We start from the raw sequence: 18,730 nt of genomic DNA on the forward strand, positions 1-18,730 counted from the left end.
CATTCATATGGAGCACGTTCCCAATGACGCCTGACGCTTTCGGTGAAGAAATCAAGGCAGCGCTGGCGCCGCACGCGGATGCCGGACGCGCCGTCGCGATGCGCGCCTACATGCGCGACCAGTTCGAGTTCATCGGGGTGCCGACGCCGCTGCGGCGCAAAGCGACATTGCCGGTCTTCAACCGGCTGCCTGTTGAAAACGCGGAACACCTGCTCGCGTGTGCGCACGTCTTATGGGCGATGCCGCAGCGCGAATACCAATACGCGGCTACCGATCTGCTGGCGCGCAAGTGGAAGACGTTGGCGATCGCGGACATCGAGCATCTACTAACAATCGCTCAACGCAGCGCGTGGTGGGATTCGATCGATCCGCTGGCGGGTGTGGTCGGCGACATTCTGAAGTCGGCGCGCGGACAGACGCCGCACGCGCAAGCATGCATGGACGCGGCGCTCGAGCATGAATCGTTATGGGTTCGCCGTATCGCGATGATTCATCAACTCGGCTGGCGTGACGATACGGACGAGACGCGTTTGTTTGGTTATGCACGCTCGCTCGCCGCAGAGCCGGACTTCTTTATTCGCAAGGCAATCGGCTGGGCCTTGCGGGACTATGCGTGGCATGCGCCTCACGCGGTCAGCGGCTTTCTGATGACCGCGCGAGACATTCTGTCACCGCTCACGTTGCGTGAGGCGTCGAAGCATCTGCCGCCGATCCGCTGACGCGGCGATCGCGAAACAACGGCCGTTAACGGCGTCGAAACTAAAATCTTTAGAAGAATATTTAAGCTCTCGGGCGTGGCCAAACGCTCTGTAGTCATCGCTTAGTAATATGCGCCAGCAATACTCGGCAGCGCTGCAAGCTTGACTCAAATTATCAAATAACGCGCTGCCCCGATCGAGGGCGGACGCGAAGGCCATACCCCCGGGGGTTTCACATGACTATCCGTCATCGCATCACGCTATTGGTTGTCTTGATGTTCGTCGCCTTGTCGGCAATCGGTGGCTACGCCGTGTATCAAACGCGCGGCAGCGCAGGCGAAGTGCGCAAGGTGACCGAGGGCGTCGTCCCCAGCGCGCTGGCTTCCGCCGACCTCGTCTCGCAAGTGAAAGACGTACAGCTTGCGACCATGACCTTGGTCTACGCGCCGGACGCCAACATGGTCGCCCAGGCACAAGACGAACTGAAGAAGAAAAAGGCCTCGTTGCAACAGGCTCTTGCGCTGCAAGGCAAAGATGCCGCGAGCCATGCCCAGCAAGGCCTCGTCTCCCAAGCCAACGACAGCCTCGAGAACTACTTCTCCGCAATCGCCGAGACGGCGAAGATGAAGGCCGACGGCAAGAACGAACTCGCGCAAGCGTATCTGTTCGCCAACGTCGCGCAGTATCGCGACGAACTCGAAGGCATTGTCGAAACCCTGCGTGTTGAGAAGAACCGCCAGAAAGACGATGCGATCACCGCACTGAACGCCACGCTTTCCACCACTACGACGGCCATCGCCGTCGTGACCGGTATCGCGATCATTCTGCTGACCTTCATCGGCACGCTGCTCTACCGTCAGATCACCCGTCCGCTCAGCCGCATGCAAGCGATGATGAGCGAGATCGCTTCGAGTCAGGATTTCACGCGCCGCGTGCCGGTGGGCCGGTTGGATGAGATCGGCCATTCGATCGTTGCCTTCAACGGCATGATCGAAAAGATTCAGGAAAGCTCCGCGCAACTCAAGCAGAAAACGGCCGACATCCAGGCGATGTTGCAGAACATGCAGCAAGGTATCTTGACGGTGGTCGACGGCGCCGTGATCCACTCGGAGTACTCGGCGTATCTGGAAGACATCTTCGAAACGAAAGACATCGCCGGGCGTGGTCTGATGGATCTGGTGTTCTCGGATACCGATCTCGGCTCGGACGTGCTCTCGCAAGTCGATGCGGCCGCGCATGCCTGCCTCGGCGAAGATTGCATCAACTTCGCGTTCAATCAGCATCTGCTGGTCGGTGAAATTTCGAAGCGCATGCCCGATGGCCGCGTGAAGATTCTCGACCTCAGCTGGTCGGCAATCACCGACGAAAACGACGTTATCGGGCGCTTGATGCTGTGCGTGCGCGACGTTACCGAACTGCGCAAGCTCGCTGCGGAAGCCAGCGAACAGCGCCGCCGTCTCGACATGATCGGCGAGATTCTCGCGGTGAGCGAAGAGAAGTTCCATCACTTCATTGAAAGCTCCGCAGGTTTCGTCAGCGAGAACGAGCGCATCATCCGCAAGCATTCGGAAGCGGACCATGCAGCGATCGCCGAGCTGTTCCGCAACATGCACACCATCAAGGGCAATGCGCGGACCTATAACCTGGCGCATCTGACCAACGTCGTTCATGAAACCGAGCAGAGCTATCACGAACTGCGCCAACCGGACGCGGACCGCTCGTGGGATCAGGAACACCTGATGCAGGAGCTGACGCGCGTGCGCGAGGCGATCGAGAGTTACGCGAAGATCAACGAACATAGCCTCGGCCGCAAGAGCAAAGTCGGAGCGAATAATGCTGGGAATGCGGGCCGCTATGTGATGGTCGAGAAGGAGCAGATTCAGCAGACCTTGAGCATGCTGGACAAGACGAACGCCGGCGAACTCCACGAATTGCAGTCGATGCGCGATGCACTGCGCCAGACCTTGCGCGCCTTGGGCAGCGAAAGCGTGCGCGACGCGCTCTCCGGCGTGCTGGACTCGCTGCCTTCGTTGGCGCAGGAACTGGGCAAGCCGGCGCCGGTCGTGCGCATCGACGACAACGGCTACCGTCTGCGCGGCCAGGCAGGCGGTACGTTAAACAACGTGTTCATGCATCTGCTGCGTAATTCGATGGACCACGGCATCGAAGCCGCCGAGGCGCGCAGCGCACACGGCAAAACGCCGGCCGGCACCATCGACATCGAAGTGGGCGTGGACAGCGGCGCGCTGCAGATCACACTCAGCGACGACGGCCGCGGCCTCGCACTCGAACGGATTCGCGGCATTGCCGCCGAGCGCGGCTGGATCGGTAGCGACGAACACCTGAGCGATGAAGCAATCGCCGAATTCATTTTCCGGCCGGGCTTCTCGACTGCCGCAACGGTGACGGAAGTATCGGGCCGTGGCGTCGGCATGGACGCGGTGCGCGACTTCCTCAGGCGCGAGAACGGCCGCATCGAACTGCGCTTCACCGACGATCACAAGGGCGCTTCGTTCCGTCAGTTCCAGACGATCGTCTGCCTGCCGGATAGCTTCGCCGTCGACACGCTGGGTGTGGCGGCGCGCGGCGATGCCGGCGAACTGCAACTCGACGCGATGGCGGATTGACCGTTGGTCGGAGCGCCGATTGACGCGCTTCGCGACGGACTTCGGAAGGATAGGTTGTGATTCAACAGTACGTATTGGCGGCGATGGCGGGCAGCGCGGTAACCGCGCTGCTGGCTTTTGTCGTGCACAAGTTGCAAAGCGCGAGGCTGACGGCACGGTTGCGTGACGAAGCAGATGCACGGATCAAGGCGTTATCGGCGGCACAGGCGGACCACGCCGAAGCGATCCGGGAACGCGAACAGGCCGCGCAGGAGATGGAAGCCCTGGCCGCGCAGTTGCGTGAGGAGCTGAGGCAGCAATCAGCCAGCGTCGACGAACTGCGCGTAACGTTGAAAGCAGCGACTGACGATAAAGACCAGTGGGCGCATCAGGCGCGACAGATCGCCGGCGAAGCCGCGCGTCTGAAGAGCCTCGGCGCCACGTTCGAGCGTTGGCACGAGCAGATGATCTCGCTGATGACGCAGAACCACGATATGCACGCGAAGAATCAGGAGCTCTCGTCGATCGTCCGGCATGTGGTGATCGTGTCGTTGAACGCGTCGATCGAGGCCGCGCGCGCGGGTCCGGCAGGACGTGGCTTCGCGGTGGTGGCGAGCGAGGTTCGGGCGCTCGCTGCGCGTTCTGAGGAATTGTCGAAAAGCTATCGCGACAGCCTGCACCGCAACGATCTGACCACCACGTCCACGTTCCAGGACATCCAGGCGGGTGGCAAGATGATCGCGGCGTCGCTCTCCAGCGTCGAATCGCTTGCCAATCAGTTCCACTCGAAGCTGCACCAGGTGCCGGCGTGATCACGAGCCAGGCGAAGGACAGCTTCGAACGCATTTTCCGCAAGGCGGCACAGGCGCGTTTGCCGCGGGATTCTGGCGATACGTGTGAGATCGCGCCGCTCAGCGAGGCCGGTGAGGGCGCAACGAAGGACACCCAGGTGGTCGTGCTGACCATCTCGTCGATCGTGTTCAGACTGCTGCTGATCCTGCACTTCGACGAAAACGACAGCACCCGCGGCTACTACCTGAAAGAAGGCGACGAGCGGCCGTTTCAGGAAGCGTTTCTGGAAATCTGCAATCTGTGTTGCGGCGCGATGAATCAGGAGCTGCTGCGTTATTTCCCGGACCTCGGCATGTCGACGCCTTATGTGTTGAGCGCGCGTTGTCTGGGGCATCTGCCGGCATTGAAGCCGGGTTTGCTGTCGTCGTATTCGGTCACGCTGAACAGTTCCGTGCAGCTTGCCGCGACGGTATGCGTGTGTGCCCATGCGCCGATCGACTTCGTGGCCGACACGAGCGCGATCGAAGAATCCAGCGGTGAGCTGGAGTTGTTTTGAGTGTTGGGTTTCGACCATGACGTCGATATCCGCAGCGAGCAGGAACGCGAAATGAACATGAACAAGCCGGTCAGCAAGGTGCTGGTGCTCGACGATTGCCCCGTGCACAAAGCGGCGCTGAAGCGCTTTTGTGACGAGAACAATCTGGTTGGCGTGAAAGTCGGCAAGAACCGCTTGCAGTCGGTGCTGCGCTCGAACATCGATCTGGGCGCGGTTCTGTTCGCTGAAGGCTACGGTGGCTCAGCCGAAGCGAGCGCCGAAATCGCGATCAGGATCAACGCGGTGCGCCCCGAGCTGCCGATCATCATCCGGCGGGATGACGATCCGAGCGTCGAGAGTCTGCCGGAGAGCTTGCGCCGCGTGGTCTGCGCGGCCTACGTCGCACACGATATGGCGCCGTTGCGCAAGGTGATCGACGAATACATCTTCAGCCTGGATTATCCGAACGCGCTGGTGCGCGGCATCGCCGACATGACGCAGGCGATTCTCGGCGACGTGTTCAAGGATCTGACCATCACGTGCGACACGCCTTATATCGTGCGCGACCGGATCATCTTCGGCGAAGTGTTCAGCCTGATTCCGCTGGAAAGCGCGTGGTGCCGCGGTTACATGATGATGCAAGCGGAAGAGGCGCCGATCCTCGAACTGATCGATCGTTATCGGATGAGCGAGCACGCGGAAGACGGCGAAGCAAATTTCCGCGATCTGAATGGCGTGCTCGGCGAAGTGACCAATCTGATCTGGGGTTCGTTCAAGAACCGCTATGTCGGCGATGCGGACGCCTGGCTGCGCAGCCAGGTGCAGGTGCCACTGCTGGTGAATCACAAGCACAAGTACATCTCGTTCGGCAGCGGCAATCCGCAGCTGTGTTTCATGTACTCGCTGACCGACCCGCAGACGGGCCGCTCGGTCAAGCTGCATCAACGTTTTGTGTTCAGCCTGAGCTGGTCGCCGGAGGACTTCAAGGAAGTCACGGACGACGTCGGCGCGATGGTCGAAGCGGGCGAACTGGATCTGTTCTGAATGTTGTCATAGGAAACAAACATGTCGAAAATTCTGGTGGTAGATGATTCGAGCACGGTGCGCGACGAAGTGGCCGGCTTTCTGAAGAAGAACGGCCTGGACGTCGACACGGCGGTGGACGGCAAGGACGGCCTGGCGAAACTGAAGGCCAGCCCGGGCATCAAGCTGGTGATCAGCGACGTCAACATGCCGAATATGGATGGCCTGACGATGGTCGAAAAGATTCGCGGCGAACTCGCGAACACGACCGTCAACGTCATCATGCTGACCACCGAGAGCAGCCCGGCGATGAAAGAGCGCGGCAAGGCGGCGGGCGTGAAAGGCTGGATCGTCAAGCCGTTCAAGGGCGACGCAGTGCTGGAAACGTTCCGCAAGCTGGCGAGCTAGACGCCGCATGCGCGGCGGGCCGGCCAAAGGTGAGGGTTTTCGGGAGCGCTGCGCCGGTGATTTGCAAAGCATGATTCGCTATAACGGCGGCGGTTGAAACACGCTAGTCTGCGAGCATGTGCCAACTGCTCGCCCTCAGCTGCGCCGAACCCACCGACGTCAGTTTTTCGCTGACGGGCTTTGCGGCGCGCGGCGGCCTTACCGATCACCATGTAGACGGCTGGGGCGTGGCGTTTTACGAGGATCGCGCGTGCCGCGTGTTCGTGGATGAGAAGCCCGCGTATCAGTCGCCGGTCGCCGAGTTTCTGAAAAGCCATCCGATCAAGTCGCGTAACGTCGTCGCGCATATTCGCAAGGCGACTCAAGGCGGCGCGCGCGTGGAGAACTGCCACCCGTTCATGCGCGAGTTGCGCGGCCAGCAATGGGTGTTCGCGCATAACGGCGACCTGCAGCCGCTCGGTGAACCGGAGCAAGGTCCGTATGCACCAGTCGGCACGACCGACAGCGAAGCGGCGTTCTGCTTCATCATGAATCGCCTCTACGCGCATTTCGCCAATCATGCAGACACGAATGACATCGACGCGGTATTCGACGTTATCGAGCAGGCGACGCACGCACTGAACCCGTATGGCATTTTCAACTTCGTGCTTTCGAACGGCACAGCACAGTTCGCGTATTGCTCGACGCGTCTGTCGTACGTGATACGTCACTGGCCGTTTTCGAGCGCGCGTCTCGTCGACGGCGACCTCTCAGTTGATTTCGCCGAGCGCGGCACGCCTGCGGATCGCACGGCAGTCATCGCCACTACCCCTCTCACCGATGAAGTCTGGACCACCTGCCAGCCGGGCGATCTGCTGATGTTCCGCAGCGGCGCGCTGTTGCGGCGCGCACACGTACCCGTTCCTGCCGAAGTCCTTGCCACCGCGAAATACGCACCTTCCGAGCTGTCCGCCATCCCTGCGTGACATCACGCCAACGCGTGGCCTTAGAAGCGCTCACGCTACCGGTATTTTCATATTCATCGAAGAATTCGTTAGTTTGCCGACACAAATTCCTCTCGTATCGTTGCGCCAGATTTAAACAAATACAACATTGATACGGGAACTCCAAAAATGAAACGTCTTTCTCTCCTCGCATTGCCCGCAGGTCTTTTGCTTGCTGCCGGCGCTCAGGCACAGAGCAGTGTCACGCTGTACGGCATCGTCGATGCCGGTATCGCCTATGTTCACAACGCACAAAACGCGAGCGGTCAGAATCAGTCGACGCTCGTAAAGTTCAGTAGCGGCAACCTGTCTGGCAGCCGTTGGGGCCTTAAGGGCACCGAAGACCTGGGCGGCGGCCTCGCCGCTGTGTTCCAGCTCGAGAATGGTTTCAACATTGGCACGGGCGCGCTTGGGCAGGGCAGCCGCGAATTCGGCCGCAAGGCCGTGGTCGGCTTGTCGAGCGGCACGTGGGGGACGGTCACCCTCGGACGTCAATACGACCCGGTGGTCGATCTGGTGCAAGGTCTCACGGAAGACAACTACTTCGGCGGCGTGTTTGCCACGCCCGGCGACCTCGACAACTACGACAACAGTCTGCGCGTAAGCAACTCGGTCAAGTACGTTAGCCCGTTGTTTGCCGGCTTCCAGGTCGAGGCGCTGTACGGCGTGGGTGGTGTGGCGGGTGCGACCGGCAGTGGCCAGACGTATAGCTTCGGCGCGGCCTATGCAAACGGCCCGTTATCGCTCGGCGCAGGTTACTTCTACGCGAACGGCGGCAACACGACGACGACGACGGCGAATGTGCGGACGTGGACCAGCACTTCCGATTCGCTGTTCAACACCGTCATCAACGCGGGCTTTGCGAGCGCCAAGTCGATTCAGATCGTGCGGGTGGGTGGACAGTATGTGATCGGCGCGGCAACGGTCGGTGCAGCTTACTCGAACACGCAGTACGCGAACGACACGTTCTCCGCTTTCAGCAGCACCGCCAAGTTCAACAACGGCTCGGTGTTCTTCAACTATCAGATCACTCCGGCCTTGCGCACGGGCGTTGGCTATAACTACACGTCGTTGACGGGTCCGAGTTCGGCACACTACAACCAGGTCAACCTCGGTGCGGACTTCGCGTTGTCGAAGCGCACCGAACTGTATGCGCTAGCGGGCTACCAGAAGGCGAGCGGCAACACGCTGAACGCGAGCGGCAAAGTGGTGAGCGCGCAAGCCTCGATCGGCAGTTACGGCGTGAATTCAGGGACCAACAGCCAGGAAGTGGCAGTGGTGGGGATTCGTCACAAGTTCTGATTGCCTGGTTGAATGAGCCGGCTGCCCTGATGGCGGCCGGCGTCTTGAATGTCTTCACAAAGCTCAAAGGTGAGAATATTCGGGAGCGTGATGCCTTAGCGCACACGTGAGTTGCATCGCATTACTCCTCTTCACCTTCCGACAATTCCGTCGACGACTCCCGCCAGTATTTTCCGAGCAGATCCGCCATCGGCGCGGAATGTGAGTGCCTGACACACGTCGCCTCTTACCTGGGTATGCAGATTACTCGACCCCTTCCAAAGGTGAGGGTTTGCGGGAGTAGCCGGTTCTGAACTACCGGTTGCCCGCCCAGCATGCCTTTGCGGCCTTCCCCCAAGCTCGAAAGGTGAGGGTTTTCGGGAGCGCTCCGATGGGCACTTCGCGCCTGATCTCGTTCGCTCCGTACCAAAGGTGAGATTTTTCGGGAGCCAGCGCGCACATCGTAGGCTGACTTTGCGAGTCTTCCCATATCACGTTCTGCGTTGAAAGAGTTGGGAAGAAATTGCCAACCTTGGGGGCTGTTCCGCGTTTTGAGAATAGCGGCATACAGGGAAGATGGCGACGCGGACGACAAGCGGTCAGCGGATTTGCTATTCCCGCAATCCATCGCCTGTCTCTGAAAACCGATCGTCTCCTGGAATCAGTTGGATGAGTCAGCACATTCTCTTTGTTGGCGCCGATGCCGGTTTAACGGCAGTAGTGGGCGAATCTTTACGCGGGCAAGGCTGCGGCGTATCCGCACGTCCGCATTGCGGCGGACTGAAGCACGTGGTCGAGACGGAGCGGCCGGCGTTGCTGGTGCTCGACGTCTCAGCGCCGCATGGCGACGGCCTTGCCGTACTGCGCGACTTGCGCATGAGCGGCAACGACGTGCCGGTGATTTTGCTGTCGGCGAGCAGCAAGGCGATCGATCGCGTGATCGGTCTCGAACTCGGCGCCGACGATTTCATGAGCAAGCCCGCCGACCCTGCCGAATTGCTCGCCCGCATCCGCGTGCTGCTGCGCCGGCGTGGCGCGCTCGCGCCAGGCGCGCCGGAAACGCGGCCGCCGTACCGCTTCGGACGTTGCGAGCTGAACTTCTCCGCACGCGAATTGCGTCGCGACAACGAGCATTTCGCGCTGCGCAGCTCCGAATTCGCGTTGCTGAAAATCTTCGTCAATCACGCGATGACCGTCCTCACGCGCGTGCAACTCAACGAGAAATTGCGCGGTAATAGCGTGCTGCATCAAGGGCGAAGTCTCGATGTATCGATCTGGCGGCTGCGGCGCCTGATCGAGATCGATCCTTCCGAGCCGCGCTATGTGCAGACGGTGTGGGGACGCGGCTATGTGTTCGTGCCGCACGGCGAGATTGGAGCGGCCGAGCGCGACGTGATGGTTGCGCCCGGCGTGTGAGGTGCGGCCTGCCAGCCGCAGCCGGGAACGATTGCCGCAATCGGCTAATCCAGATTGCGCGCGAGTGAATTAAGGCAGTGGCCCGAGCATCTCGGCGAAGCGCCGCGCCGCTTCGAGACCGAAACGAGTGGGCAGCAGCTTTACATCGCGATCATGCTGGACGTCGAAACCCATTCGCCATGCAGCGATTCGTTTGCCGTAACAGATCAGCGTATCCAACGACTGCATGACGAAGACAATCGCCGGCAGCACCTGGCCGTACAGCGCTTCGGCTTGTGCAACGTCGCCACCGACGAACGCCCGGTAGATTCGCTGCTGCCAGTCGAAACAATCGGGCGCCACGATCATGCCCGCGCATCCGGCACGCAGATTGTCGAGCAACTCCATGCCGCCACGCCCGTTGAGCACGGGCATCAGATGGCCGACGCGCGCCACCGTTTCCGCCAGCACGATCGACGGACCTTCACCCTTGAGCAGGCGGAAGTTCGGGCACTGTGCGGCGAGACGTTCTAGGCTTTCGGCCGACAAGCCGATGCCGAGATATTCGGGCGCATTCTGAATGCCGACCGGCACGCCGAGTCCGTTCATCACGTCGGCGAAGAAGTTGAAATAGAACGCCTCGGGTTGCGGCGGCGCGCCGGCGGCCAGCGCAGGCGGCTGCAGGATCAGCCAACTTGCGCCTTGTGCAATCGCGTAGCCAGCCAGATCGCGCTGGGCCTCAACTGAACTGCCGCTTACCGTGACTGCGAGCGGCAGCGTGCCGCCGCTGTCTTCGATTGCCCACTGAATGATCTGTTCGCGCTCGATTCGGGAGAGCTTGTTGACTTCGGTGGCGAGTCCGAGCACGGCCACACCAGGAGCCTGGGCGCGCACGACGGCTTCCATCTGTCGGCGCATCGCGCCGCGGTCCAGATGGTTGTCTCGATCGAAGAATGCGTAAAGGATCGGATAGATTCCGGCGATGCTGCTCGAATGAACGGAAGCTTGGTTCATGACGTCCGCTCAATGCGAGTCGCGCGGCACTGCCGCACCGCTGGAACCGACGAGGAATGCCAGGTCGGCTCCCAGATTGGCCTGCTGGACCGTCTCGACATACAGCTTGTACCAGCCGCGTGCGGGCGGTTCCGGCGCCTTCCACTCCGCTCGGCGGCGCTCGAGCTCCGCATCGTCGATATCCAGATGCAGGCGTCGCCCGGCAACGTCGAGTTCGATCATGTCGCCATCGCGAACGAGCGCCAGAGTGCCACCCGCGGCCGCTTCGGGCGCTACGTGCAACACGACTGCGCCGTAGGCAGTGCCGCTCATCCGGCCGTCCGAAATGCGCACCATGTCGGTAATGCCCTGCTTCAGAACCTTGGTGGGGAGCGGCATGTTGCCTACCTCGGCGAAGCCGGGATAGCCCTTCGGGCCCGCGCCTTTGAGCACCATCACGCAGCTGGCGTCGATGTCGAGGCTCTCGTCGTTGATGCGTGCGTGCAGGTCCTCGACGTTTTCAAACACCACGGCGCGGCCGCGATGCTGCAAGAGTTCGGGCGTGGCCGCCGATGGCTTGATGACCGCGCCATCCACTGCAAGATTGCCTTTGAGCACGGCAATGCCGGCCTTCGGCTTAAACGGCTCTGCGACCGGAAAGATTACCTTGCGGTCGAAGCATTCTGCGCGACTCACGTTCTCCCAGATGCTGCGGCCGTTTACCGTCAACGCGTCGCGATGCAACAGTTGCGCCTCGCCGAGTTCGCGCAGGACGGCGGGCAAGCCGCCGGCATAATAGAAATCTTCCATCAAGAATTCGCCGGAGGGTTGCAGATTCACGAGGCACGGCACATCCGAACCGCGTTCCCAGTCTTCCAGCTTCAGGTCAACCCCGATACGTCCCGCTATCGCCAATAGATGCACCACGGCGTTGGTCGAGCCACCGATCGCCGCATTCGTGCGGATCGCGTTTTCGAACGCTTCGCGCGTGAGAATCTTGCTCATTGTGAGGTCCTCACGGACCATCTCGACGATGCGGCGTCCCGCCATATGAGCCAGTACCTGACGGCGCGCGTCGACGGCGGGAATCGCGGCGTTGTGCGGCAAACCCATTCCGAGTGCTTCGACCATCGAGGCCATGGTCGACGCCGTGCCCATGGTCATGCAGTGCCCGCGCGAGCGGTTCATACAGCTTTCCGCCTCGATGAACTCTGCCATCTCCATCTTGCCCGCTCGCACTTGCTCTGACATTTGCCAGACGCCGGTACCCGAACCGATGGTCTCGCCCCGGTAGCGGCCGTTCAGCATTGGGCCGCCCGAGACCGCCAGTGCGGGAAGGTTGCACGACGCCGCGCCCATCAGCAGCGCGGGCGTGGTTTTGTCGCAGCCGCATAGCAGGATGACACCGTCGATCGGATTGCCGCGAATCGACTCTTCGACATCCATGGACGCGAGGTTGCGAAACAGCATCGCCGTAGGCCGCAAATTCGATTCACCCAGCGACATGACCGGAAATTCGAGCGGGAAGCCGCCTGCTTCGTAGACGCCTTTCTTGACGTATTCGGCGAGTTCGCGGAAATGCGCATTGCAAGGCGTCAATTCAGACCACGTATTGCAGATGCCGATGACAGGCCGGCCATCGAACAGATGATGCGGTAGACCCTGATTCTTCATCCATGAGCGATGGATGAAGCCGTCTTTGTCGGCTTTGCCGAACCAGGCCTGGCTGCGCAATGGCTTTTTGGGTGAGGTGCTCATGGTCGTCTCCTTCACGCACTCGCGGACTCGACAGATGCTCCGCGTATTCAGGTTCTTCGAACGGCCGGATGCGGTTCGAACCGAGCGTGGTTATCGGGTAACTCTATGGGCGGTGTGACGCTTCGTCAACTTACTTTTCCGCTGTCCCACTATGCAGAAATTTACTCATCTCTAGATTAGCTTTGCTAACTAATGTAGTAATGCCATTGAATTGGGCAGCGTCGTGTACGATCAGACAGGTGGGTTGGTGGATAAGGGTTGAGCGCAGCGCGATGGTTGCGCCCGGCGTGTGAGTATCGGCTTCTCCGCCGAAAGGTGAGGTTTTACGGGAGCACGAAGCTCGCGTATCAGGCCTGCTTCGCGACCTCGCGAATGTCGGCCACCGGCGTTTGGCCGAATGCATCGCTGAAGGCGTAGTCGAGCAACTGGGTGGCGCATTGTTCGGGCGTCGAAAGCTGACCGTTGCGCTTGAGGTCTTCGAATTTTTCGCGCATCGGGAACTGTTCCTCGCCGCTGCTGCGAATCTCCGCCTGCATATTCGTATCGATAACGCCCGGCGCGAGGCTGCAGATACGCAGTGCGCGATTCGCGTCGAGTGCAACGGCGCGTGCATGATGATCGAGCGCGGCCTTGGTCGCGCAGTAGATGCTCCAGCCGGGATACGCATTGCGCGCCGCGCCGCTGGAAATATGCATGATGCGGCGGTCGGTCGCGTCGACGCTGGCCTCGGCGAGTGCGCTCGCCAGCATCAGCGGCGTGGCCACGTTCAGACTCACGGCGGTCGCGATGTCGGCGGCGTTCTGCCCTTCGATCGGACCGATTGGCTGAACCATGCCTGCGTTGTTGATCAGCAGGACGCTCTGTGCGCCGCTGACGAAGCTGCGCAGTGCATCGGTTGCGATCCACTGTGCGACGCGCGTGGGATCTGCAAGCTCAAGCTCGATTTCGTCGAGCAGTGCCGGGAAACGCTCTTTGAGCGTGGCGTGACGCGAGCGGGACAAACCCAGTACCGCGACACCGCGCGTCAGCAGTTGTTCAGTGAGAGACGCGCCGAGGCCGCGATTGTGGCCGGTAACGATCGCACGGATCGGAGAAGAGGGAGACATGTCGTTCCTTGTGATCGTTCGCTTGAGAAGACCGCTATTTTCTCACGCTATGTCTGATGCTTGCAGCGGCGCGGGTCTTCAAGTCGCATTCCGGCGGCGCGCTAACGGCTCTCCTGAATGGTGCCCATGCCGCCGTCATCCTGCTTCCCTCAGGCAGAGCGAAAGCGCTCGCGATATTGCATCGGCGTGACGCCGATTCGCTTCGTGAAGACAATGCGCATCCGGTCCGCGGTGCCGAAGCCGCAGTCATACGCAATCGCCTTGAGCGCGGCATCGCTGCTTTCGAGCAACTTGCGCGCCGCATCCACGCGAGCACGCTCGACGAATTCATGCGGCGTCACCCTGGTCTCCTGCACGAACACCCGGGCGAAATTCCGCGCGCTCATTCCGGCGACGTCCGCCAGTTGTTTGACCGTAAAGCTCTCGCGAATCCGTTCCATGACGTGCGCCTGCACTTTGGCGACCGGCGAGGCGTCGTCAGCGGGTGCGGTCAGGTAAGGGCTGAACTGCGATTGACCGCCTTGCCGCTGTGCGAACACCACCAGCCGTTTGGCGACGGCGAGCGCCGTATGCGGCCCGTGATGTTCGGCGACCAACGCAAGCGATAGATCGATGCCCGCTGTTACACCCGCTGACGTGACCAGGTTGCCGTCGCGCAGATAGATCCGGTCGAAATCGACATGGGCTAGCGGAAACTGCTCGGCGAGTTGCGCCGCGTGCTGCCAGTGCGTCGTTACCTTGCGTGCGTCGAGCAGCCCCGCGTGGCCGAGCGCGAACGCGCCGGTGCAGATCGAGCCGAAACGCTCGCATTGTGTGGCGGCTCGCGACAACCAATCCAGCAAACGTGTGTCGGGCGTGGTGCCGTCGGGCAATGCAGGGCCGCCTGCAACCAGCGCAAGATCAAACGGCCGGCGTGCCTGGTCGAACGTGGCATCGGCGACGAGCGTCATGCCGTTGGACGCACGCAGTGGACCCGGCTCCGCGCTGAGCAGCGTGATCTCATAGCGATCCTGCGGCGCGATGAAGCGATTGGCTTCGGAGAACACATCGACCGGACCGGCGACGTCGAGCGCCTGCACGCCGGGAAAGATCGCGATCGCGACGGTAGGCATCGAATGCTCTCCTTTGACGGTGGATGGGAATCCGCGGCCCGCGGCAGTCAACGCGGTGCGTTTGGCAGTGTTCAACGGTCCGCGACGATTGCCCGCGACGGCCTGCTGAACAATACTGAGCTTCATCGGACGCGCTGCTCGACGGGTCAAATAAGCAGCCAGAAAAAGCATCGCGGACCAGCATACCAAACGCGCTATCGAGTCACAAAGACCGCGCGTCAGGTTCACTCAAGTCTTTCATGGAGCACTTCACATGACCACGATCGCAGGCATCCAGATTCCCGACAGCATGATGGCGCGCGAAGCCACGCAGCTTGTGCGCGATACCGAAACCGAGTTGCTCTATCACCATTCGCGGCGCGTGTTCCTGTTCGGCTCGCTGGCCGGTGCGCGCAAGCAACTCAAGTATGACCCCGAGCTGTTGTACATTGGCGCGATGTTTCATGACATGGGGCTCGTCGCGCCGTATAGCAGCGAGCATGATCGCTTCGAGGTGGACGGCGCGAACGCGGCGCGTGATTTTCTGCAGCGCCACGGCATCGGCGAAGACGATATCGAGCAGGTGTGGAACTCGATAGCGCTGCACACCACGCCTGGGATTCCGCAATATATGAAGCCAGTGGTCGCGCTGGTGACCGCAGGCGTGGAGATGGATGTGCTGGGCCTCGCCTATGACGAATTCACCGAACACCAGCGCCATGAGGTAATCCACGCCCACCCGCGCGGCGCGCATTTCAAGGAAGGCATCATCGACGCATTCGCGCACGGCACGATCCACAAGCCGGAGACAACCTTCGGTAACGTGAAGGCGGACGTGCTGGCATTGAAGGACCCGCATTATCATCGCGAGAATTTCTGCACGATGATTTTGGGGTCGTCCTGGAAAGATTAATTAGTCGGCGTGTCGCGGCGAAAATGACAGCCGCGCAGAAGAAATATTATCGGCGCAATTTTCGTCCAGCATGTCATTTCCAGTCAGCGTTCGCGACTAAGCCCATGAAACACCCGGGCGATCGTGTGCAGCGGTCAGCCCAGGGTGTTGCATCCTCAGACCCGGTATGTGCAACGGATCGACCGCGGCAAGCCAGTCTGAGCACCTGAACGTCGCTTATGCAGCCCTTGTTGAAAGCGGGCTGCTCACGTAAGACTGGAGATGAAATGAAATCGATCCGAGCCGTACTGATGTGCGGATTGCTGCCGCTCGCGCTTGTAGCGGGTTCTGTGCAAGCACAGGGAATAGGACGCGCTGGCACTTATCTGATGCCGCCCGAGTACAGCATGATGATGGACAAGCTGACTCCTGAACAGCGTGCTCAGGCCATCGGCATCCAGCAAAAAATGATGCAGATGGACATGGAGTATCAGGACACGATGGCGCAGATGGAGATGAAGCACGCGCACGAGATGATGCAGATGCAAAATCAACTACTGGATATTTTCAAAGGCCATTGACGCCCACCGCGGTTCGACCGGTTCGCGTGTGGACTCACGTCAGGCGCGGCCCGGTCATCCCCTGCCATGCAACGCGGCGATCTCCTGCAAATCGAGATCCCGCTCCAGTTCGGTTAGCAGTTCATCGTGAATCATCCCCGACCGATGCATCCGCAACAACTCGCTGCGACCGGCCGCCACGGCGGCGAGCACAACGTCGTAATGCGCGACGCGAACGTCGGCGGGATATTCCGTCACGTGCTGGTAGGTGTCCGTCATCTGCGCCCGATAGCTGTATTGCTCCAGTAGGCGCGGATGAATTACTTGTCCATCGGCGTCGTGCACGAGTGGTTGGATGGCGGCGAATTGTGCCGCTTCGAGTCTCGCCCACGCCTGAGGCTCCGTCAAATGCTGTTCGTTGTGCTCCTTCACGCTATCCAGTTTGACCCAGCGAATCAGTGCACCGATCGTGGTCCCTTGTCCGAGCACGGTCACGAGAATCACCGCGAACGATGCCACCAGAATCAGATCGCGCCCCGGCATTGCCTCGGGCAACGAGAGCGCGATTGCCAGCGTCACCACGCCACGCATGCCGGCCCAACTCGTCACCGTCGACGAACGCCAGTCGAGCGCAATGTTTGCGCTCCGCGTCACCTTGCACACGAGTCCCTTCAACCATTCGACGGCAAACACCCATACGAAGCGCGACAGCACGACGGCTGCGATCACTGCGCCGACAGCGGGTGCGAACGCGGTCCACGCATCTCCGACGCCGCCCAGCCGCACGATCACGCCGCGCAGCGACAGCCCGATCAGAAGGAACACGAGCGCTTCCATCAGGAAGATCAGGACCTGCCAGAAAGCCGTGCCGCGCATGCGCACCGAGGCAGAGAAAACTTCGTGCTGGTGCCAGCCCAGCACCATCCCGCAACTGACGGTCGCGATGACGCCCGAGACGTCCAGCATGTCTCCTGCGATGTAGCTGAGCCACGGGGAGAGGGCGGATGCGGTGATGATGAGGTAGACGTCGTCGAGGTAGCGCAGCAGCCTGACGACCACGAAGCCGATCGCGATGCCCACTGCCACGCCACCCAGGCCGAGCACCGCAAACCGCTCGACCGCGTGTTGAGCGTTGAACGTGCCGGTCAGCGCGGCCGCGACGGCGAAGCGGAACAGCACGATGCCGGCGGCGTCGTTGAGCAGGCTTTCGCCTTCGAGGAGCACCATCAACCGGCGCGGCAGCGCGACGCGTTCGAGTACTGCCTTCGCGGCGATGGCGTCGGGCGGCGAGACGACTGCGCCCAGAGCGAAGCACGCGCTCCATGGCAAGGACGGCACGACCCAATGCACGACCAGACCGACCGCGAGGGTCGTGAAGGCGACGGCGCCGATCGCGAGCAGCAGGATGCCGCCGAAATTGCGCTTGAATTCGTCCCATACGGAGAAGTAGGCGCCGTCCATGAGGAGCGGCGGCAGGAACACGACCAGGACCAGCTCGGGATCGAGGTTGATGCGAGGGAGTCCAGGCACGAAGGCCATCGCGGCGCCACCGACCAGAAGTGCCGCGGCCGGAGGGAGTCGTAGCCGCTTGGCGAGCAGTTGAAGACCGATCATCGCGCCGAGCGACAGCAGGACGAGTTTGAAGCCCATGACGGAGGACATGCGGGAGCCTCGGCGGGTGGCTGGGGATTACTTTTTATCACAGAGCAAGGTCGTTGCCTGCAGTCCATTGCCTGCAGTCGAGCCGACAGACGATACAGCTATTGCATCAAGCACTTGAGGTGACTGTGCGCAGCTTGTCCACAGGTTTGCCAACAATTTGTGGGGACAAGTTTTTTGGATGCTCGGCGCTTGTTTTGTCAGTGTTCTTCGCGCTTTGGCCTTTCCTTGAATTGTTAGTGGTCTATTCGTGTTGCCCCTGTGCGGGGCGGCACTTACTTTCTTTGCCGCCGCAAAGAAAGATAAGCAAAGAAAGCGGCTAGAAGCCCCTGCTAAGTGGGCACCGTGGTTTGCCTGGGGTAGTGGTGCGACTGGAATCCGTGTTCTCGCACATTCGGCGTTAGTGACAAAGGAGTCATCAGCTCCCACTCCGCACTACGTGCGTCGCGGACGGGTATGCAGGGGAAACCACGGGCTTCGGTTGAGGTTTGTGGGAGCCGTCGGCTTCGCCTCGGCGAGGCGCTCATGCATTCACCCGGAACCCGTACCTCAAATGATATGGCGGTGCCCCGCAATCACGGTCGCGGCACGGGTGCCGTTGCCGTTCCAATCGCAGTCGCGATGCCGGGGAAATGATGAGGCCACGATTTGATGACGAGACGCGAGCGCCAAAACGCAGCGATCGGTTTTATGAACGACTCTTCGGCGCGCGCAGCGCCGCCGGAAGTATGACGCCCTTGTCACTGGCGTATGCACGGGCACGAACACAGATTCCAGATGCACCACTACCCGTAGCAGACCACGGTGCCCACTTAGCAGGGGCTTCTAGCCGCTTTCTTTGCTTACCTTTCTTTGCGGCGGCAAAGAAAGTAAGTGCCGCCCCGCACAGGGGCAACGCTAATAGACCACTACCAAAACAAGGAAAGGCCAAAGCGCCAAGAACACGGACA

16 protein-coding genes are annotated in these 18,730 nt (G+C 60.9%); 11 read left to right on the top strand and 5 right to left on the bottom strand.

The window, feature by feature from the left end; genetic code table 11:
- Nucleotides 1-23 precede the first annotated feature (23 nt).
- From BM438_RS11280 to BM438_RS11320, 9 genes are all read left to right on the top strand, one after another.
- Nucleotides 24-719, top strand: a complete 696-nt coding sequence (locus BM438_RS11280) for a DNA alkylation repair protein (RefSeq protein WP_093634354.1) — start codon at nucleotides 24-26, stop codon at nucleotides 717-719.
- Between the two features lie 215 nt (nucleotides 720-934).
- Complete coding sequence (locus BM438_RS11285) at nucleotides 935-3,325, top strand: ATP-binding protein (RefSeq protein WP_093634355.1); 2,391 nt, start codon at nucleotides 935-937, stop codon at nucleotides 3,323-3,325.
- 56 nt (nucleotides 3,326-3,381) lie between these two features.
- The gene (locus tag BM438_RS11290) at nucleotides 3,382-4,116 is read left to right on the top strand and encodes a methyl-accepting chemotaxis protein (RefSeq protein WP_093634356.1); all 735 of its coding nucleotides are present in this window, start codon (nucleotides 3,382-3,384) and stop codon (nucleotides 4,114-4,116) included.
- Nucleotides 4,113-4,652, top strand: a complete 540-nt coding sequence (locus tag BM438_RS11295; protein WP_093634357.1) for a hypothetical protein — start codon at nucleotides 4,113-4,115, stop codon at nucleotides 4,650-4,652. Before BM438_RS11290 ends, BM438_RS11295 begins: the two co-directional genes overlap by 4 nt.
- A 51-nt stretch (nucleotides 4,653-4,703) precedes the next feature.
- Nucleotides 4,704-5,675 carry a chemotaxis protein CheX gene (locus BM438_RS11300; protein ID WP_093634445.1) on the top strand — a complete coding sequence of 324 codons (972 nt, stop codon included), beginning with the start codon at nucleotides 4,704-4,706 and terminating at the stop codon, nucleotides 5,673-5,675.
- A gap of 21 nt (nucleotides 5,676-5,696) precedes the next feature.
- The gene (locus tag BM438_RS11305) at nucleotides 5,697-6,062 is read left to right on the top strand and encodes a response regulator (RefSeq protein ID WP_028196001.1); all 366 of its coding nucleotides are present in this window, start codon (nucleotides 5,697-5,699) and stop codon (nucleotides 6,060-6,062) included.
- A 116-nt stretch (nucleotides 6,063-6,178) separates the two neighbouring features.
- Nucleotides 6,179-7,027: a class II glutamine amidotransferase gene (locus BM438_RS11310; protein ID WP_093634358.1), complete on the top strand. Its 849-nt coding sequence runs from the start codon at nucleotides 6,179-6,181 to the stop codon at nucleotides 7,025-7,027.
- Nucleotides 7,028-7,174: 147 nt separating this feature from the next.
- Nucleotides 7,175-8,347 (top strand): porin, encoded by a 1,173-nt coding sequence (locus BM438_RS11315; protein WP_093634359.1) that lies wholly within the window; start codon nucleotides 7,175-7,177, stop codon nucleotides 8,345-8,347.
- Nucleotides 8,348-8,995: 648 nt separating this feature from the next.
- Nucleotides 8,996-9,742 carry a winged helix-turn-helix domain-containing protein gene (locus tag BM438_RS11320; RefSeq protein ID WP_093634360.1) on the top strand — a complete coding sequence of 249 codons (747 nt, stop codon included), beginning with the start codon at nucleotides 8,996-8,998 and terminating at the stop codon, nucleotides 9,740-9,742.
- Nucleotides 9,743-9,811: 69 nt separating this feature from the next.
- On the opposite strand, the gene BM438_RS11325 is transcribed toward BM438_RS11320, so the two are convergent.
- The 4 genes from BM438_RS11325 to BM438_RS11340 form a co-directional block, all read right to left on the bottom strand.
- Complete coding sequence (locus BM438_RS11325; protein ID WP_208620647.1) at nucleotides 9,812-10,735, bottom strand: dihydrodipicolinate synthase family protein; 924 nt, start codon at nucleotides 10,733-10,735, stop codon at nucleotides 9,812-9,814.
- Nucleotides 10,736-10,744: 9 nt separating this feature from the next.
- A complete protein-coding gene (locus tag BM438_RS11330) occupies nucleotides 10,745-12,472 on the bottom strand; it encodes an IlvD/Edd family dehydratase (RefSeq protein WP_093634361.1) in 1,728 nt (575 codons plus the stop codon).
- 347 nt (nucleotides 12,473-12,819) lie between these two features.
- Nucleotides 12,820-13,578, bottom strand: coding sequence for an SDR family oxidoreductase (locus tag BM438_RS11335; RefSeq protein WP_093634362.1), 759 nt, complete (start codon nucleotides 13,576-13,578; stop codon nucleotides 12,820-12,822).
- Nucleotides 13,579-13,727: 149 nt separating this feature from the next.
- The gene (locus BM438_RS11340) at nucleotides 13,728-14,690 is read right to left on the bottom strand and encodes a GlxA family transcriptional regulator (RefSeq protein ID WP_093634447.1); all 963 of its coding nucleotides are present in this window, start codon (nucleotides 14,688-14,690) and stop codon (nucleotides 13,728-13,730) included.
- 253 nt (nucleotides 14,691-14,943) lie between these two features.
- Here BM438_RS11340 and BM438_RS11345 point away from each other — a divergent pair, with 253 nt between their 5' ends.
- Together BM438_RS11345 and BM438_RS11350 are read left to right on the top strand one after the other, a co-directional pair.
- Nucleotides 14,944-15,582: an HD domain-containing protein gene (locus BM438_RS11345; RefSeq protein ID WP_093634363.1), complete on the top strand. Its 639-nt coding sequence runs from the start codon at nucleotides 14,944-14,946 to the stop codon at nucleotides 15,580-15,582.
- 266 nt (nucleotides 15,583-15,848) lie between these two features.
- Nucleotides 15,849-16,142, top strand: coding sequence for a hypothetical protein (locus BM438_RS11350; RefSeq protein WP_093634364.1), 294 nt, complete (start codon nucleotides 15,849-15,851; stop codon nucleotides 16,140-16,142).
- Nucleotides 16,143-16,196: 54 nt separating this feature from the next.
- Here the strand turns inward: BM438_RS11350 and BM438_RS11355 are convergent, their stop codons facing one another.
- A complete protein-coding gene (locus BM438_RS11355; protein ID WP_093634365.1) occupies nucleotides 16,197-17,783 on the bottom strand; it encodes a Na+/H+ antiporter in 1,587 nt (528 codons plus the stop codon).
- Nucleotides 17,784-18,730 lie beyond the last annotated feature (947 nt).

This window comes from Paraburkholderia aspalathi, assembly GCF_900116445.1.
Classification (GTDB): Bacteria; Pseudomonadota; Gammaproteobacteria; order Burkholderiales; family Burkholderiaceae; genus Paraburkholderia; species Paraburkholderia aspalathi.

Bases quoted from the DNA above. Each gene is read 5' to 3' on its own strand.
- BM438_RS11350 (WP_093634364.1), top strand. From the start codon at position 15,849: ATGAAATCGATCCGAGCCGTACTGATGTGCGGATTGCTGCCGCTCGCG.
- BM438_RS11285 (WP_093634355.1), top strand. From the start codon at position 935: ATGACTATCCGTCATCGCATCACGCTATTGGTTGTCTTGATGTTCGTC.
- BM438_RS11315 (WP_093634359.1), top strand. From the start codon at position 7,175: ATGAAACGTCTTTCTCTCCTCGCATTGCCCGCAGGTCTTTTGCTTGCT.
- BM438_RS11340 (WP_093634447.1), bottom strand. From the start codon at position 14,690: ATGCCTACCGTCGCGATCGCGATCTTTCCCGGCGTGCAGGCGCTCGAC.
- BM438_RS11345 (WP_093634363.1), top strand. From the start codon at position 14,944: ATGACCACGATCGCAGGCATCCAGATTCCCGACAGCATGATGGCGCGC.
- BM438_RS11325 (WP_208620647.1), bottom strand. From the start codon at position 10,735: ATGAACCAAGCTTCCGTTCATTCGAGCAGCATCGCCGGAATCTATCCG.
- BM438_RS11280 (WP_093634354.1), top strand. From the start codon at position 24: ATGACGCCTGACGCTTTCGGTGAAGAAATCAAGGCAGCGCTGGCGCCG.
- BM438_RS11310 (WP_093634358.1), top strand. From the start codon at position 6,179: ATGTGCCAACTGCTCGCCCTCAGCTGCGCCGAACCCACCGACGTCAGT.
- BM438_RS11355 (WP_093634365.1), bottom strand. From the start codon at position 17,783: ATGTCCTCCGTCATGGGCTTCAAACTCGTCCTGCTGTCGCTCGGCGCG.
- BM438_RS11320 (WP_093634360.1), top strand. From the start codon at position 8,996: ATGAGTCAGCACATTCTCTTTGTTGGCGCCGATGCCGGTTTAACGGCA.
- BM438_RS11335 (WP_093634362.1), bottom strand. From the start codon at position 13,578: ATGTCTCCCTCTTCTCCGATCCGTGCGATCGTTACCGGCCACAATCGC.
- BM438_RS11305 (WP_028196001.1), top strand. From the start codon at position 5,697: ATGTCGAAAATTCTGGTGGTAGATGATTCGAGCACGGTGCGCGACGAA.
- BM438_RS11330 (WP_093634361.1), bottom strand. From the start codon at position 12,472: ATGAGCACCTCACCCAAAAAGCCATTGCGCAGCCAGGCCTGGTTCGGC.
- BM438_RS11300 (WP_093634445.1), top strand. From the start codon at position 4,704: ATGAACATGAACAAGCCGGTCAGCAAGGTGCTGGTGCTCGACGATTGC.